This is a genomic window from Veillonella sp. ACP1 (genome assembly GCF_000286635.1).
In the GTDB taxonomy this organism is placed as follows: domain Bacteria; phylum Bacillota; class Negativicutes; order Veillonellales; family Veillonellaceae; genus Veillonella; species Veillonella atypica.
The window spans coordinates 271,679-286,220 of the sequence record NZ_ALKL01000010.1 but is presented as its reverse complement, the minus strand read 5'-3'; the positions used below and the strand labels follow the sequence as shown (position 1 = coordinate 286,220).

Annotated in this window: 17 protein-coding genes and 1 riboswitch; all 17 genes read left to right on the top strand. The window is 35.5% G+C overall.

Annotated features, from left to right (window positions below; translation table 11 throughout):
* Window positions 1-3 precede the first annotated feature (3 nt).
* The 17 genes from nusB to HMPREF1151_RS04415 all read left to right on the top strand — a co-directional run bounded on the left by nusB (window position 4) and on the right by HMPREF1151_RS04415 (window position 14,483).
* The gene (gene nusB, locus HMPREF1151_RS04495; protein ID WP_005383335.1) at window positions 4-408 is read left to right on the top strand and encodes a transcription antitermination factor NusB; all 405 of its coding nucleotides are present in this window, start codon (window positions 4-6) and stop codon (window positions 406-408) included.
* The gene (locus HMPREF1151_RS04490) at window positions 408-1,346 is read left to right on the top strand and encodes a metallohydrolase (RefSeq protein ID WP_009661034.1); all 939 of its coding nucleotides are present in this window, start codon (window positions 408-410) and stop codon (window positions 1,344-1,346) included. Before nusB ends, HMPREF1151_RS04490 begins: the two co-directional genes overlap by 1 nt.
* A 7-nt stretch (window positions 1,347-1,353) precedes the next feature.
* A complete protein-coding gene (gene xseA, locus HMPREF1151_RS04485; RefSeq protein WP_009661259.1) occupies window positions 1,354-2,577 on the top strand; it encodes an exodeoxyribonuclease VII large subunit in 1,224 nt (407 codons plus the stop codon).
* Window positions 2,552-2,758, top strand: a complete 207-nt coding sequence (gene xseB / locus HMPREF1151_RS04480) for an exodeoxyribonuclease VII small subunit (protein ID WP_005378912.1) — start codon at window positions 2,552-2,554, stop codon at window positions 2,756-2,758. The genes xseA and xseB overlap by 26 nt, the downstream gene beginning before the upstream one ends.
* A 6-nt stretch (window positions 2,759-2,764) precedes the next feature.
* Window positions 2,765-3,643 (top strand): polyprenyl synthetase family protein, encoded by an 879-nt coding sequence (locus HMPREF1151_RS04475; RefSeq protein ID WP_005379085.1) that lies wholly within the window; start codon window positions 2,765-2,767, stop codon window positions 3,641-3,643.
* Between the two features lie 20 nt (window positions 3,644-3,663).
* On the top strand, window positions 3,664-4,149 hold the full coding sequence (locus HMPREF1151_RS04470) for a divergent PAP2 family protein (protein ID WP_005378985.1): 486 nt from the start codon (window positions 3,664-3,666) through the stop codon (window positions 4,147-4,149).
* A complete protein-coding gene (locus HMPREF1151_RS04465; RefSeq protein WP_005378843.1) occupies window positions 4,146-4,949 on the top strand; it encodes a TlyA family RNA methyltransferase in 804 nt (267 codons plus the stop codon). The genes HMPREF1151_RS04470 and HMPREF1151_RS04465 overlap by 4 nt, the downstream gene beginning before the upstream one ends.
* An 11-nt stretch (window positions 4,950-4,960) precedes the next feature.
* Window positions 4,961-5,845: an NAD(+)/NADH kinase gene (locus HMPREF1151_RS04460; protein ID WP_009661239.1), complete on the top strand. Its 885-nt coding sequence runs from the start codon at window positions 4,961-4,963 to the stop codon at window positions 5,843-5,845.
* Window positions 5,846-5,860: 15 nt separating this feature from the next.
* Window positions 5,861-6,436 carry a class I SAM-dependent methyltransferase gene (locus HMPREF1151_RS04455; RefSeq protein WP_009661271.1) on the top strand — a complete coding sequence of 192 codons (576 nt, stop codon included), beginning with the start codon at window positions 5,861-5,863 and terminating at the stop codon, window positions 6,434-6,436.
* 340 nt (window positions 6,437-6,776) lie between these two features.
* Window positions 6,777-7,232, top strand: a complete 456-nt coding sequence (argR, locus tag HMPREF1151_RS04450; RefSeq protein ID WP_009661157.1) for an arginine repressor — start codon at window positions 6,777-6,779, stop codon at window positions 7,230-7,232.
* 4 nt (window positions 7,233-7,236) lie between these two features.
* Complete coding sequence (gene recN / locus HMPREF1151_RS04445; protein ID WP_009661215.1) at window positions 7,237-8,901, top strand: DNA repair protein RecN; 1,665 nt, start codon at window positions 7,237-7,239, stop codon at window positions 8,899-8,901.
* Between the two features lie 41 nt (window positions 8,902-8,942).
* Window positions 8,943-9,116: riboswitch (Lysine riboswitch) on the top strand.
* 78 nt (window positions 9,117-9,194) lie between these two features.
* Window positions 9,195-9,992 (top strand): 4-hydroxy-tetrahydrodipicolinate reductase, encoded by a 798-nt coding sequence (gene dapB / locus HMPREF1151_RS04440; protein WP_009661081.1) that lies wholly within the window; start codon window positions 9,195-9,197, stop codon window positions 9,990-9,992.
* Window positions 9,993-10,028: 36 nt separating this feature from the next.
* The gene (locus HMPREF1151_RS04435; RefSeq protein WP_005379771.1) at window positions 10,029-11,060 is read left to right on the top strand and encodes an aspartate-semialdehyde dehydrogenase; all 1,032 of its coding nucleotides are present in this window, start codon (window positions 10,029-10,031) and stop codon (window positions 11,058-11,060) included.
* A 23-nt stretch (window positions 11,061-11,083) separates the two neighbouring features.
* The gene (gene dapA / locus HMPREF1151_RS04430) at window positions 11,084-11,971 is read left to right on the top strand and encodes a 4-hydroxy-tetrahydrodipicolinate synthase (RefSeq protein ID WP_009661042.1); all 888 of its coding nucleotides are present in this window, start codon (window positions 11,084-11,086) and stop codon (window positions 11,969-11,971) included.
* 259 nt (window positions 11,972-12,230) lie between these two features.
* Entirely contained in the window at window positions 12,231-12,623 is a 393-nt protein-coding gene (gene panD, locus HMPREF1151_RS04425; protein WP_009661277.1) for an aspartate 1-decarboxylase, read from the top strand.
* A 69-nt stretch (window positions 12,624-12,692) separates the two neighbouring features.
* Entirely contained in the window at window positions 12,693-13,535 is an 843-nt protein-coding gene (gene panC / locus HMPREF1151_RS04420; protein WP_009661187.1) for a pantoate--beta-alanine ligase, read from the top strand.
* Between the two features lie 12 nt (window positions 13,536-13,547).
* Window positions 13,548-14,483, top strand: coding sequence for a bile acid:sodium symporter family protein (locus tag HMPREF1151_RS04415; RefSeq protein ID WP_009661212.1), 936 nt, complete (start codon window positions 13,548-13,550; stop codon window positions 14,481-14,483).
* Window positions 14,484-14,542: the final 59 nt, after the last annotated feature.

Below are 14,542 nucleotides of genomic sequence, written 5' to 3'. Positions count from 1 at the left end.
AATATGTCTAAAAAGAGAAATAGACGTGAAGCACGTCAATATGCATTCCAAGTCCTATACGCTAATGAATTTCATACCTCTAACGATGATGTGATTTTCCCAGATGGAGAAATCTCGTTGTCTATGGATATTGCTTATGCAAACCAAATAATAGATGGTGTGTTATCCCATCTTGAAGAAATCGACACAATACTTGAACCATATTGCACAAAACGGAAATTTGTACTTATGGATAAAGTAGACCGCGCCATTTTACGTCTTGCGATTTGGGAGCTCAACTACAATAGTGAAGATGTATCTCCATCTATTGTTATCAATGAGGCTGTACAATTAGCAAAATCCTTTGGTTCTGATGCATCCTATAAATTAATCAATGCGATTCTAGATGCTTATAATAAGAGTAAATAATGAAACGATATTTTCTAGGAATTGACACAAGCTGTTATACGACGAGCTGTGCCATTATTGATGATGAACTAAATATAGTAGGGGAAGCTCGAAAAATATTAGATGTAAAGCCAGGAATGAAGGGACTTCAACAATCTAACATGGTGTTTCAACATACAAAGGTATTGCCTCGTCTTATCGAAGAATTACCTCAAGTTCCATTATCGGGTATTGGTGTTAGTGCTTTTCCTAGACGCTCTGATGATTCTTATATGCCGGCCTTTCTTGTTGGTCATGGTTTTGCTAGAGCACTAAGTCATATGATGCAAGTACCAATGTATGAATTTGCTCATCAAGAAAATCATATTTTAGCAGCCATAAGGGAAATTGGACATGTCCCTACGGTTCCATTCTATAGCTTACATCTTTCTGGTGGTACTACAGAACTCGTTTTAACAGAATATAAAGGTAAGGGGATTTTTGAAAGCTCTATTATCGGTGGTTCTAAGGATCTACAAGGCGGACAATTTGTCGATCGTGTAGGTGTTGCATTAGGTATTCAATTTCCTTGTGGCAAAGAATTAGAACTACTTGCTTCACAAACAGATACGTATGATCCGCTACCGTCCTCTGTTAAAGAAGGATGGATTAGCTTTGCTGGTCCTTGTAGTGCTGCACTACGTAATATCGAAAAAGGGGCGTCACCTGCATCTATGAGTAAGGCACTATTTAGTTGTATAGGAAATTCTCTGGAAAAATTATTAACCTATCATCTCAAACATACACCAGTATCAACATTAATTGCCGTTGGTGGTGTAATGAGTAATTCTATACTACGCAATCGTCTAAATGGTTTTTGTCATAAGAATAACGTAACTGTTCATTTTGCAAATCCTAAATTCTCTGTCGACAATGCTACGGGAAATGCTTATGGGGCATTTTTAGCAACACAAAAGTAGGTATATCGTGAATGTATTGAGTATTACCCAATTAAATAACTTAATAAAACGAACAATAGATAGAGAGTATCTCCTAAAAAATGTCTATGTTAGTGGTACGATAACAAATGCTAAGCGTCATAGTAGTGGTCATGTGTATTTTTCCTTAAAGGATGAGGAATCATCTATAGATGTAACGATGTGGTCTAGTACTGTTCAAAGTAAAGGACTCGCTAATGCATTCCAAAATGGATTATTAGTAACAATCAAGGCATCCGTTAATTTCTATAACAAAATGGGCCGTTTAAATCTTATCGCATCGGATATGCAGGTTGGTTCTAAAAGCCCATTACAGCTTGAATTCGATGCGCTGCAAAGAGAATTATCCGCATTGGGCTATTTTGATGATGCTCATAAACAACCAATACCAGTTCTATCAAGTTGTATCGGTATTGTCACATCCTCTACAGGTGCTGTTTTACACGATATATTACATATTAGTGAACATAGAAATCCGCTTATGCAATTTAAATTATTCTCTGTACCAGTTCAGGGAACAACAGCGGGTCCAATCATAGCTAAAGGAATTGAAGCTGCAGATAAAGATCCAGATGTTGATGTCATTATCGTCGGTCGCGGCGGCGGTTCAATGGAGGATTTATGGTGCTTTAATGATAGAGTTGTTATCGAAGCTATTTACAATGCATCTACACCTATTATTTCTGCAGTAGGTCATGAAACAGATTATACATTAGCTGATTACGCTGCTGATATGCGTGGTGCTACACCTAGTCATGCCGCAGAAATTGCAGTTCTTCCGTTGACTACACTACAACAGCATTTACAACAAAAACTTGATTATTTACAGTATGTAATGGATCAAACATTACAGCAAAAACGTATTGAATTAAGTACAATTTTTAATCGTCGCCTCGGGTTTCCTGCATTACAATTACTGCATAAACAAAATTCCCTCTTACAATCCTATAAGGAGAAATTACAAACTTTAGCGTCACAACGATGGCAACATGAAAAGCATAAACTTTCACTTATAACACAGGAATTATCACTACAAAATCCAATCCATTTAATGGTGAAAGGGTATTCCAAAATAGAAAAAGAGGGTCATACCATAAGTTCAATTCAAAATATGGCCAAAGGAGATGTATTTAAAATTACATTGCGTGATGGTTCTATAAAAGCAGTTGTAGAGGAGGTATTACAGGATGGCAACATCACTGAAAAGTTATGAAAAAAAATATAAAGCTCTTGAAGATATCGTTCGTCAACTCGACGATGGTGAATTATCTATGTCAGAGCTGTTAAATCAATATAAAAAAGGCTTAACCTTAGTTAAGGAATGTGCAGATATGCTGGATTCTGTGGAAGGTGAAATTCAACAGATTATCGAAGAGGTACGCATCGGAGAGTAATAAGCTATGTTAAAGACATATTTAGAAACTAGCAAACAATCGATTGAACACTGGTTAAGTGCCGTATTAAATTCCCCTATACCAGAATATAAACGTTTATATGAATCTATGAACTATAGTTTATTACAAGGGGGAAAACGAATTCGTCCTATCTTAACCAAGGCTGTTTTAGATGCAATGAAGGTTGATGCATCATTATATAAAGAGTTCCTATGTGCATTGGAATGTATTCATACATACTCACTAATTCATGATGATTTACCAGCCATGGATAATGATGATTATCGCCGAGGCAATTTAACCAACCATAAGGTATATGGAGACGGCATGGCCATTCTTGCAGGTGATGGTTTATTGACCTATGCATTTCAACTTTGTAGTGAAAATACAACCGCATCAGCTGAGCAAAAAATCAAGGCTATCCAATGTTTAGCGACCGCAGCTGGTCCTGAAGGCATGGTTGGCGGACAAGCTTTTGATTTACTATCCGAAGGAAAACATATCCCTCTAGAGGAATTAAAAGTTTTACATAGTGGAAAAACAGGTGCTTTATTTAATGCGGCCATTGAGTTAGGGCTCATCTTATCTAATGCTGACCAAGCAAAATATGCCGCCTATATGACATATGCCAATTGTCTTGGTTTGCTATTCCAGATTACAGATGATATTCTTGATGTAACGGGAACCATTGAAGAGTTAGGCAAAACACCTGGTAGTGATATACGACAAGATAAATCCACTTATGTTTCATTGTTAGGGCTTGATGAGGCACGTAATGAAGCACATGTAGTCGCACAAAAGGCACATGCTGCTTTAGCAACAATAGAAGATGATACACATATACTAAGTGCTATTATTGATTATTTATTGGATCGTACAAATTAAACATTAGAGGATAAAGTTATATGTACCATATTTTAGAGGAAATTTGTCATAATTATATAGCGCAAGCCGCATTTTGGGGCTGGTTTTCAGCACAAGCCATTAAATTCTTATGGCAACTTGTCCGTTATCGTACATTGCGTTTTGAACGTTTAGTAGGTTCCGGAGGATTTCCTAGTTCACATACATCCTTTGTAATTTCTACTACTGCCGCTTTGTACTTTAAAAATAATGGTATTACTGATATATTTGTGGTAGCATTAGTATTTTCTATTGTAGTCATGTATGATGCGTCTGGTGTACGTCGTCAAGCTGGTCGCCAAGCACAAATATTAAACCAAATTGTGGAGTATTTCAGTAAACGAAATATTCCTGTTATTTTAAAAGACCGAGAAATTGCATTAAAAGAATTACTAGGTCATACGCCAGTTGAAGTATTCGGTGGTTTAGTATTAGGTATTCTAATAGCTTATATTCAATATTTCTATGTGTATAATGGTGTCATATGAGTAATAAAGAACGTTTAGATATTCTCCTTGTTAACCGAGGATTATTTGAAAGTCGCGAAAAAGCAAAAGCCGCTATTATGGCTGGTCAAATCTTTATGGATACAACACGAATCGATAAGGCTGGTACAAAGGTTCCTGTAGATGCAAATCTCACAGTGAAAGGTAATACCTTACCATATGTAAGTCGTGGAGGCTTAAAATTAGAAAAAGCTATTCAAATATATCCCATTGATTTAACCGATGCAGTCATGATTGATATTGGAGCTAGCACGGGTGGATTTACAGATTGTGCATTGCAAAATGGTGCATCCAAGGTGTTTGCAATAGATGTAGGATATAACCAACTAGCTTGGAAACTTCGCCAAGATGAACGCGTAATCAATATGGAAAAGCAAAATATACGTGCGGTTACTGCAGAACAATTGGGTGAACTTGTAGATTTCATATCTATTGATGTAGCTTTTATATCTCTCGATAAGGTATTACCTGTAGCTACTACACTATTAAAAAATACAGGCTCATTAGTAGCTCTCATCAAGCCTCAGTTTGAAGCCGGTAAAGAAAAGGTCGGAAAGGGAGGTATTGTTCGAGAGAGAGCAGTACATGAAGAGGTACTTTCACGTATATTACAGGTTGCTTATGATTGCAAATTATATTTACACGGATTAACCTTCTCACCAATTAAAGGGACGGAAGGAAATATTGAGTTTTTAGGATATTTTACTAAATCTGAAGAAGGTGCATTATCTATAACTGATGAATTAATTACAGCAGTTGTAGATGAGGCTCACATGCTATAGGAGATAGATATATGCGTATTGGTTTTTTTCCTAATATGGGTAAAAGTACAATCATGGCCGTTCTTAAAATGGCAGCTCATATCTGTAGAGAAGAGCAAATAGAAGTATATTTACCAGATGATCTTGAAAGACCTGATACTTACAAGGTATTACAAATACCAAAGGAAAATGTACTTCCTAGACCAGAGATTTTTAAACATATTGATGTAGCATTTAGTTTTGGTGGCGATGGCACAATCATCCATTTAGCACGTCAAATTTTCTCTTATAATATACCTGTATGTGGTATTAACTTAGGAGAACTTGGTTTCTTAAATCAAATTGAAGTCCATCAATTACAAAGTCATATTAAACGCATTGCTCAAGGTGACTATACAATTGAAAAAAGAGGCCATCTTCATGCCTATATAGATAGGGAAGACGGAATAAGAGAAGACTTAGTCCCAATTATTAATGAAGTCGTTATTACACGTTCTGAACCAGCTAAAATGGCGCGTATCAATTTAGCTGTAAATGGACAACATACGCAGATGTATCCTTCTGATGGACTAATTATTTCATCAGCTACAGGGTCTACAGGATATAATTTATCCGCTGGTGGTCCTATTATGAAGCCAGATAATCGATCTATTATTATAACCCCAGTTGCGCCACATTTAATTCAAGGTATCTCTATGGTCTTAGAAGAACATGATACCATTCAAATTACAATGCCTGATCGTGAACCTCAACTGCATATATGCATAGATGGTACATTTGACTATTCATTTACTAACAAAGAGGCATTACATGTTTCTTCGAATCCTGTGTATTGTTTATTCGTTCGATTTAAAGATCAATGTTTCTTTGGTACATTATTTAAAAAATTAGCTTCTCGTAGGGACGAGTTATTATAAGGAGTGTGAAGCTGTATGATTAATATCAACAATGCAGTTCAATTTCAACATCTCATCTGGGACCGTATTATGAAGTCTGCATCTGTTGTAGTAGATGCAACATGTGGTAATGGACATGATCTACTGTATTTAGCAGAGCGAGCACAACCTGAATGTCATTTATATGGCATAGATATTCAAGAACAAGCAATTAGTGCTAGTAGGGAATTATTGGCCTCTAAAAAATTACAATCTAATGTAACAATTACATTTCTACACAATTCTCATGATATTGCGCTTCATCAAGCCATAAAAGAAAATACTATCGATTTAATTATATTCAATTTAGGATATCTACCGGGTGGAGATCATAGTATCGTAACACAGCCTAAAAATACGATTGAAGCACTTAATAATGCATTTCCTAAATTGGCTAAAGATGGAATTATAACTATTGTAGCATATCCAGGTACACCTGAGGGTATGGAAGAGAAAGAAGCATTACACACACATATTTCTCAATTAGATCAAGCTAAGTATAATGTGTGTCATTGGCAACCAATTAATCAAGCTAATAATCCACCAGAATTATATTTAATTCAAAAGCGATAATTATTATACCAGTTATTCTATAGTAAAATATCCTATACTTTTACTATACTAAAAATGCATAATACGAAATAAAAGACCCATTAATGGGTCTTTTATTTATTCAACATACCTGTAAAAATCATTAATCATAAATTCTGTATAAATAGATGAACCATATATTATGTGTGTTTATAAGATGTGAAATTTCCATAAATTAATAAATTATTAATTATTAGTACAATATGCATAACACGTATGGTATATACGGAATATACCATATATTAATTTTGAATATATGGTATAATAATGTAAGAAAGATACTATTCTCTTTTATGTGCAAGTTTAAAAAAGGGAGCAAAAAATGAAACGCTATCGCTATAACAAAATTAAGGAAATTGTTCAGTCTAAGGCGATTGAGACACAAGAGGAGTTAGCAGCTGCTTTATTACAAGAAGGCATAGAAGTAACACAGGCTACTGTCTCTCGTGACATCAAAGAATTAATGTTAATTAAAATACCTACTGGCGATGGACATTATCGATATGCATTATCTCCAGAAGAAAATGTTGTATTATCACGTAGTCGTATTAACCGTTTATTCCAAGACTCCTTAATTAAGGTTGATCATAGCTTGAACCAAATCGTGCTACATACGATTCCTGGCTCTGCTCAATCCGTAGCTTTTTCTATTGATCATGCTAAATGGTCTGAATTAATTGGTACACTTGCAGGGGATGATACGATTTTACTTATCGCACGCTCTGAAAATGAAGTGCCTGCAGTTCTTGCAAGAATTCAAGATTTAATGAAGGATTAATTATATGTTAACGCAAATGAGCATTCGCAACTTTGCGTTGATTGAGCAAATGAATATTTCATTTAAAGATGGCATAACTATCTTTACCGGCGAAACTGGGGCAGGTAAGTCCATATTAATGGATGCTTTCAGTATTCTATTAGGAGAACGCGCTAGCAGCGAGTTTATTCGTCATGGTAAAGATAGTTTTGTTATAGATGGTATTTTTGATATTGCCAATCACCAAAGTTTATTAGATGTATTAGAATCTAAAAATATCATAGTCGAAGATAATCAACTTATTTTATCTCGTTCCTTTAATAAATCTGGCAAGTCTATCATTTTGGCAAATGACCAACCTATACCTTTAAAAGCATTGAAAGAAATTGGTCTATTGTTAGCGGATATTCATGGCCAATACAGCAATCAAAAATTATTAAATCCAGAGTCACACCATGAGTATTTAGATGGTTATAACCAAGCTGGTAGTAAGGCTTATAAAGAATATAAAGCAGCCTATAAAGAATATAAAGAGGCCAAGCAAGCGCTAGATCATTTATCTGAGCACATGGCTGAACGAGCCCGTGAACTTGATATGCTTCGTTTTCAAATCGATGAAATAGAAGAGGCTGGATTACAAATAGGCGAGGATGAATCTATTGCTGAAGAACTGAAACGTTTAGATAGCTTCGATCATATCGATAAGGTACTTGGTTCATGTTATGATGCTTTTTATGGAGGCAGGCATCCATTATTAGATACAGTTAATGCTATCAAGGTAGAAGTAAATGATCTTGTAAAATATGATGATGAGGTTAAAGAAATCTCTGAACTCGTTAATTCTGCATATTTTCAATTAGAAGAAGCTGCTCAATCTCTTGATCGATACCGAGATTCTATTAGTTATGACGAAGAACGCTATGCATACTGCCAAGATAGAGACTCTGTAATCTATGGTCTTAAAAAGAAGTACGGCGAAACAGTCCAAGATATATTAAATTATGAAGAAAAGGCGCAACAACGCTTAGAGGAATTAGAATCCGAAGTTTGTGAACAGGGTGCTTTAGAACAACAATTAGTGGAAAAAGAAAAGGTTGCAAAAACAGCTTTAGCAGCATTAATTTCTATACGTCGTGAAAATGCAGATGTAATTGCTAAACAACTACGAGCTGAAATTATTGATTTAGGTATGGAAAAAGGGGATATTCGTTTTTTCATAGATGAAGGTGAAGAACTTTTACCATTAGGCGCTAAATCAATTGAATTATTATTTACCGCTAATAAAGGCGAACAGTTGCTACCATTACATAAAGTTGCATCTGGTGGTGAATTGGCTCGCATTGCACTGGCACTAAAATCCGTATTCCGTACAGATAATCACAAAACACTTGTATTCGATGAAATCGATGTCGGTATAAGTGGAGATATTGCATTAAAGGTAGCTGAAAAAATCTTAGCTCTTTCCAAGACAAATCAAGTATTCTGTATTACTCATTTACCACAAACGGCAAGTATTGCAAAACAGCATTATCACTTGTCTAAACAAGAACAAGAAGGCCGCACTATTTCTACATTATCTGAATTGAGCGACGAAGAACGGCTTTCACAAATCGCATCCATGATGTCCGGCAAGGGAATGTCTCATACAGCACTTGCTGCTGCACAAGAACTTATTGACCATTTTCATTGACTAAATACGCATAATTACTTATACTTATTATATTAACTCAATAATAAGGTAGAGGCGCGGGTATAAATAGTCATCATGAGGAGCCGGCAAACAATGATTCATGATAAAAGGTGTACTTGCCGAAGTGGGATGACAGCCAAATCATCGTGCTGGTTGTCTATTTAATAGGTAGACGACTGTCACCAATATTACATTGGTGGAGTGCTATCATAATTCTTGTTTAATGAACGATGTATCATATATCGTATATATTAAGCCAGTGGATGCCTCCACTGGCTTTTTTGGAGGTAAATATGATTAGAGTAATGGTAAACGGTGCAGGCGGCAAAATGGGCCGCGAAGTCGTAAAAGCAGTACATGCAGATTCTGAATTGACAATGGTTGGTGGCATCGATCCATCTAAAGCAGGTCAAGATGTGGGCACTGTAGCAGGAATTGAACCATTACATATCACAATGGCTGAAACTATTGACGAAGTATTGAGCGATAATAAACCTGACGTTATCGTTGATTTCACAAATCCTGCTGTTATTTTCGAAAATGCTAAAAAAATTCTTAGTGCTGGCGTGCATATTGTAATAGGCACAACAGGCCTAACTGAAGAACAACGCAACGAATTGAATGAAATCGGTTTAAAACATAATGCCAATTGTTTGGTAGCACCTAATTTCTCATTAGGCGCTGTTATGATGATGAAAGTGGCTGCTGAATTAGCGCCATATTTCCCTGATGTAGAAATTATCGAATTGCATCACAACCATAAATATGATGCGCCATCTGGTACATCTATTTTGACGGCTAAATTAATCAATGATGCAAAAGAGGCTGCAAATGAGACAGGTTCTGAAGATTTAACACGTGAAAGTTTGCCAGGTGCACGTGGTGCAAAAGTCGACAATGTTACTATCCATAGCGTTCGTCTTCCTGGTTATGTAGCACATCAACAAGTATTATTTGGTGGCTATGATGAAACATTAACAATTCGTCATGATAGCTTAAGCCGTTTATCCTTCATGCCTGGTGTCGTTCTAGCATGTAAGAAAATCGCCTCTAAACCAGGCTTAACATATGGCTTAGAACATTATTTATAATACTGAACAACAATTGATTAATTGAGGAGATACACAATGAAAAAACCTAATCTTGCAATTCTTGGTGCTACTGGTGCAGTAGGGGCAGAATTCATTACACTTATTGAAGAGCGTAATTTTCCTTATGAAAATTTAAAACTATTGGCTTCTGCTCGTTCTGCTGGTACTGAACTGACAGTTAATGGGAAAACCTATGTGGTTGAAGAAGCAAAACCTGAATCCTTTGATGGTATTGATATTGCATTATTTGCAGGTGGCTCTATTTCTAAAACATTAGCGCCAGAAGCAGCTAAACGCGGTGCTATTGTTATTGATAACTCCAGTGCATTCCGTATGGATCCAGAAGTACCACTCGTTGTACCTGAAGTTAATCCTGAAGATATTTTGAAACATAAGGGTATCATTGCCAATCCAAACTGTTCTACAATCATCATGAGCCTTGGCTTAAAACCATTGCATGATATTTCTCCAATTAAACGCATTGTAGTATCTACCTACCAAGCTGTATCTGGCGCTGGTAAAGAAGGTATTGAAGAACTTCAAAACCAAGTAAAAGAATATGCTGAAGGCAAGGAAATGACTGCAAACTTGTTGCCAACAGGTTCTGCACCAAAACACTTCCCAATTGCGTTCAATTTGTTACCACAAATTGATGTATTCTTAGAAAACGATTATACTAAAGAAGAGATGAAGATGGTAAATGAAACACATAAAATTCTTCATGATGACACTATTCAAGTAGTGCCAACAACTGTTCGTGTTCCAGTATATCGTTCTCATTCTGAATCCGTATTAGTAGAAACAGAAGAACCAGTATCTGTAGAAGCATTCCGCAAGGCTTGTGCTGCATTCCCGGGATTACAAGTAAAAGATAATCCAGCAGAACAAGAATATCCTATGCCACTATATACATCTAATCAAAATGACTGTGAAATCGGTCGTATCCGTAAAGATTTATACAATGATAAAGGCATGAATTTCTGGATCGTAGGTGACCAAATTCGTAAGGGTGCTGCATTAAATGCATTGCAAATCGCAGAATACTTGGTAGAAAAAGAAGCATTTTAATATCTATCAAGGGGGAGAAACATATGAAAACCTTTGGTCGTGTATTAACGGCTATGATTACATCGTTTAACGAAGATGGATCAGTCAACATTGAAAATACAGTTGCCATTGCAGAGCATCTATTAAATCATGGTTCTGATGGCTTAGTTGTTTGTGGTACCACAGGTGAAAATCCTACTATGTCCCGTGAAAGCAAGATTGCTTTATTTAAAGCGATTGCTAAGGCATGTGGTGATAAAGGTACTATTATAGCTAATGTAGGTTCCAATGATACAAAAGGTTCTGTAGACTTTGTGAAAGAAGTATCTGCGATTCCTGGTATTGATGGATTATTAGTAGTTGTACCATATTACAATAAACCTAATCAACAAGGTCAATATTTGCATTTTAAATCTATTGCAGAGGCTACAACGTTACCAATCATGGTATATAATGTACCTGGTCGCGTAGGAACTGGAATATTCCCAGCTACATTAGCTCGCCTCCATAAGGAATATCCACATATTTGTGCCATCAAAGAGGCTAGTGGTAATTTGATGATTGCTTCAGAAATTAAACGTTTAATGCCTGGTGATGATTTCATGGTATATAGCGGAGATGATGGTCTTACATTGCCTATTCTTTCCGTTGGCGGCACAGGCGTGATTTCTGTAGTATCTCATGTGGCCGGTCAAGATATGAATGATATGATTGCTGCTTTTGAAGAAGGCAATAATAAAAAAGCAACACAATTACATCAAAAATTAGCTGAAATTACTAAGGCTATGTTTATTACAACAAATCCAATTCCAGTTAAATATGCAGCTCGTAAAATGGGTTTACCTACCGGTGTATTTAATTTACCAATGTGTGAACCATCTCCAGAAGAAGCTGCTTACATTGATAAGGCATTAGCTGATTATCAAAAATAATTTATAAATATAGAAAACCAGCAACTACAACATGTAGTTGCTGGTTTTTTGTGTTTATAAACTAAAATTATTAATATTTATCACTATAGTTATAAATATATTGTATGAGCATAAGAACAGTATTATGGTATAATCTCATTTGGAGATAGTATTTATTTTAACTATACTCTAGTCTACTGTTAATTCATGATAAACGGGCAAATTGTGAACGTTAGAACCGACCATATGGCGGTTACATTTAAAACACAAGGAGTTTAACATGGAACTAACAATGTTAAAAAGTAAAATTCACAGAGCCACTGTGACACAAGCAGAACTTGATTATGTAGGGAGCATTACTATTGATACAGATCTTTTGAATGCATCTAGCATACGAGAATATGAACAAGTTCAAATTGTAAACGTTAATAATGGAGCACGATTTAATACATATACGATTGCTGGAGAATCCGGTAGTGGCGTTATATGTTTGAATGGTGCTGCTGCACGCCATGTACAGGTTAATGATAAAATTATTATCATGTGCTATGCGGCATATAATGAAACTGAAGTTGAGAGCCATAAGCCTCTCGTTGTATTTGTAGATGAAAAGAACAAGATAAGTCATATAAAAAACTATGAAAAACATGGTTTATTAGTTGATCAACAATAATTGTCATTGATCGAATTACAGTAGACTGTATAGGACTATCTTCACATTTACAAAAACGGAGGAATTCTTATGGAAATTTTAACTACAATAGAAGCAGTACGAAATACTATAAACACTTGGAAAAAACAAGGGTATTCAATTGGTTTTGTTCCTACAATGGGATATTTACATGATGGTCATGCTGCATTAATTGATGAAGCGAGAAAAAATAATGACAAAGTTGTGGTATCTATTTTTGTTAATCCAATTCAGTTCGGAGAAAATGAAGACCTAAGTTCCTATCCACGTGATTTAAATAGAGATAAAACATTATGTGAATCACATGGCGTTAATTTAATATTTACGCCTAGTTCAAATGAAATGTATCATGATAAAAAGGCCTTTGTAAATATTATTGAATTATCTGATACATTGTGTGGCGTTCGTAGACCTATTCACTTTCAAGGGGTTTGTACTGTTGTCGCAAAATTCTTTAATATAATCCAACCTACCAATGCTTACTTTGGTGAAAAGGATGCACAACAATTAGCCATTATTCGTAAAATGGTGTTTGATTTAAATTTCCCGGTCAATATAATTGGAGTACCAATTGTTCGTGAATCCGATGGATTAGCAAAATCTTCTCGTAATACATATTTATCTAGTGAAGAACGAAAAGCTGCTACAATATTATATAAAGCTATTCAAGAAGGAAAACAATATATTAATCGTGGAGCCTCTGCTGATAGTATCATTAATGTTATGACAAACATAGTTAATACAGAGCCATTAGCAAAAATAGATTATATCTCAGTTGTTGATGCTATTACAATGCAACCAGTTCAAGAGATTACAGCTCCAGTATTAGTCGCTATGGCTATATATATTGGCTCTACACGCCTTATCGATAACTTCTCTTTCGATGCAAATTAGAGAGGAGAGGTTATGCACTCTTTACAAACAATAACTCAATTTATTTCCAAATACTTAATGGTCCTAATTATTGGCTTTTCATGTATAGCCTATATAGTGCCGGAATATTTTACATGGGCTATAGCTTATACACCATTTTTACTTGGCATCGCTATGTTTGGGATGGGTCTCACTATTAAGTTTGAAAATCTATGTAATATTTTTAGACATCCAAAAGATATTTGTATCGGTGTTCTTGCACAATATACAATCATGCCTGTATTGGCATGGACCATTTGCCATGTATTCACCTTACCACCAGATATTGCAATCGGGGTCATATTAGTAGGCTGTTGTCCTGGTGGAACAGCAAGTAATGTTATTACCTATATTGCTAAAGGTGATGTACCGCTTTCAGTAGGAATGACAATCGCATCGACCTTAATAGCACCTATTGTAACACCATTATTGATTTTATATATTGGTGGTGCTTGGGTAGATGTTGCATTACTCCCTATGATGATTACAATGGTGAAAGTCATTATTGTACCAATTTTATTAGGTGGTGTCATTCAATATGTTTGTAAATCAAATATTAATACATTAACCAGCATAAGTCCTATATTTTCAATGATTGCTATTATATTATTAATAGCGGCCATTATTGCAGTTAATAAGGACAAACTATTAGTTTCTGGCTTACTAACACTTGTTGTTGTTGGTATACATAATATCTTAGGATTACTATTAGGCTTATGTGCAGGAAAAATGCTTAAATTAAGATACGATAAAACCACTGCATTAGCAATAGAAGTAGGTATGCAAAATAGTGGGTTAGCCGTTACGTTAGCAGCAACTAATTTTGCTTTAAATCCACTAGCAACTCTTGTGGGTGCTATTTTTAGTGTATGGCATAACATATCAGGCGCTATATTCGCTAGTATACGTAGAGATAAAATTTCATCATAAACAAAAACTGCAATATACAATAAGTCCCCATTTACTGGTTCTCCAGTAAATGGGGACTT

Bases quoted from the DNA above. Each gene is read 5' to 3' on its own strand.
- panD (WP_009661277.1), top strand. From the start codon at position 12,231: ATGGAACTAACAATGTTAAAAAGTAAAATTCACAGAGCCACTGTGACA.
- HMPREF1151_RS04455 (WP_009661271.1), top strand. From the start codon at position 5,861: ATGATTAATATCAACAATGCAGTTCAATTTCAACATCTCATCTGGGAC.
- HMPREF1151_RS04415 (WP_009661212.1), top strand. From the start codon at position 13,548: ATGCACTCTTTACAAACAATAACTCAATTTATTTCCAAATACTTAATG.
- argR (WP_009661157.1), top strand. From the start codon at position 6,777: ATGAAACGCTATCGCTATAACAAAATTAAGGAAATTGTTCAGTCTAAG.
- HMPREF1151_RS04475 (WP_005379085.1), top strand. From the start codon at position 2,765: ATGTTAAAGACATATTTAGAAACTAGCAAACAATCGATTGAACACTGG.
- xseB (WP_005378912.1), top strand. From the start codon at position 2,552: ATGGCAACATCACTGAAAAGTTATGAAAAAAAATATAAAGCTCTTGAA.
- panC (WP_009661187.1), top strand. From the start codon at position 12,693: ATGGAAATTTTAACTACAATAGAAGCAGTACGAAATACTATAAACACT.
- dapB (WP_009661081.1), top strand. From the start codon at position 9,195: ATGATTAGAGTAATGGTAAACGGTGCAGGCGGCAAAATGGGCCGCGAA.
- dapA (WP_009661042.1), top strand. From the start codon at position 11,084: ATGAAAACCTTTGGTCGTGTATTAACGGCTATGATTACATCGTTTAAC.
- HMPREF1151_RS04460 (WP_009661239.1), top strand. From the start codon at position 4,961: ATGCGTATTGGTTTTTTTCCTAATATGGGTAAAAGTACAATCATGGCC.
- HMPREF1151_RS04490 (WP_009661034.1), top strand. From the start codon at position 408: ATGAAACGATATTTTCTAGGAATTGACACAAGCTGTTATACGACGAGC.
- HMPREF1151_RS04470 (WP_005378985.1), top strand. From the start codon at position 3,664: ATGTACCATATTTTAGAGGAAATTTGTCATAATTATATAGCGCAAGCC.
- HMPREF1151_RS04435 (WP_005379771.1), top strand. From the start codon at position 10,029: ATGAAAAAACCTAATCTTGCAATTCTTGGTGCTACTGGTGCAGTAGGG.
- HMPREF1151_RS04465 (WP_005378843.1), top strand. From the start codon at position 4,146: ATGAGTAATAAAGAACGTTTAGATATTCTCCTTGTTAACCGAGGATTA.
- nusB (WP_005383335.1), top strand. From the start codon at position 4: ATGTCTAAAAAGAGAAATAGACGTGAAGCACGTCAATATGCATTCCAA.
- recN (WP_009661215.1), top strand. From the start codon at position 7,237: ATGTTAACGCAAATGAGCATTCGCAACTTTGCGTTGATTGAGCAAATG.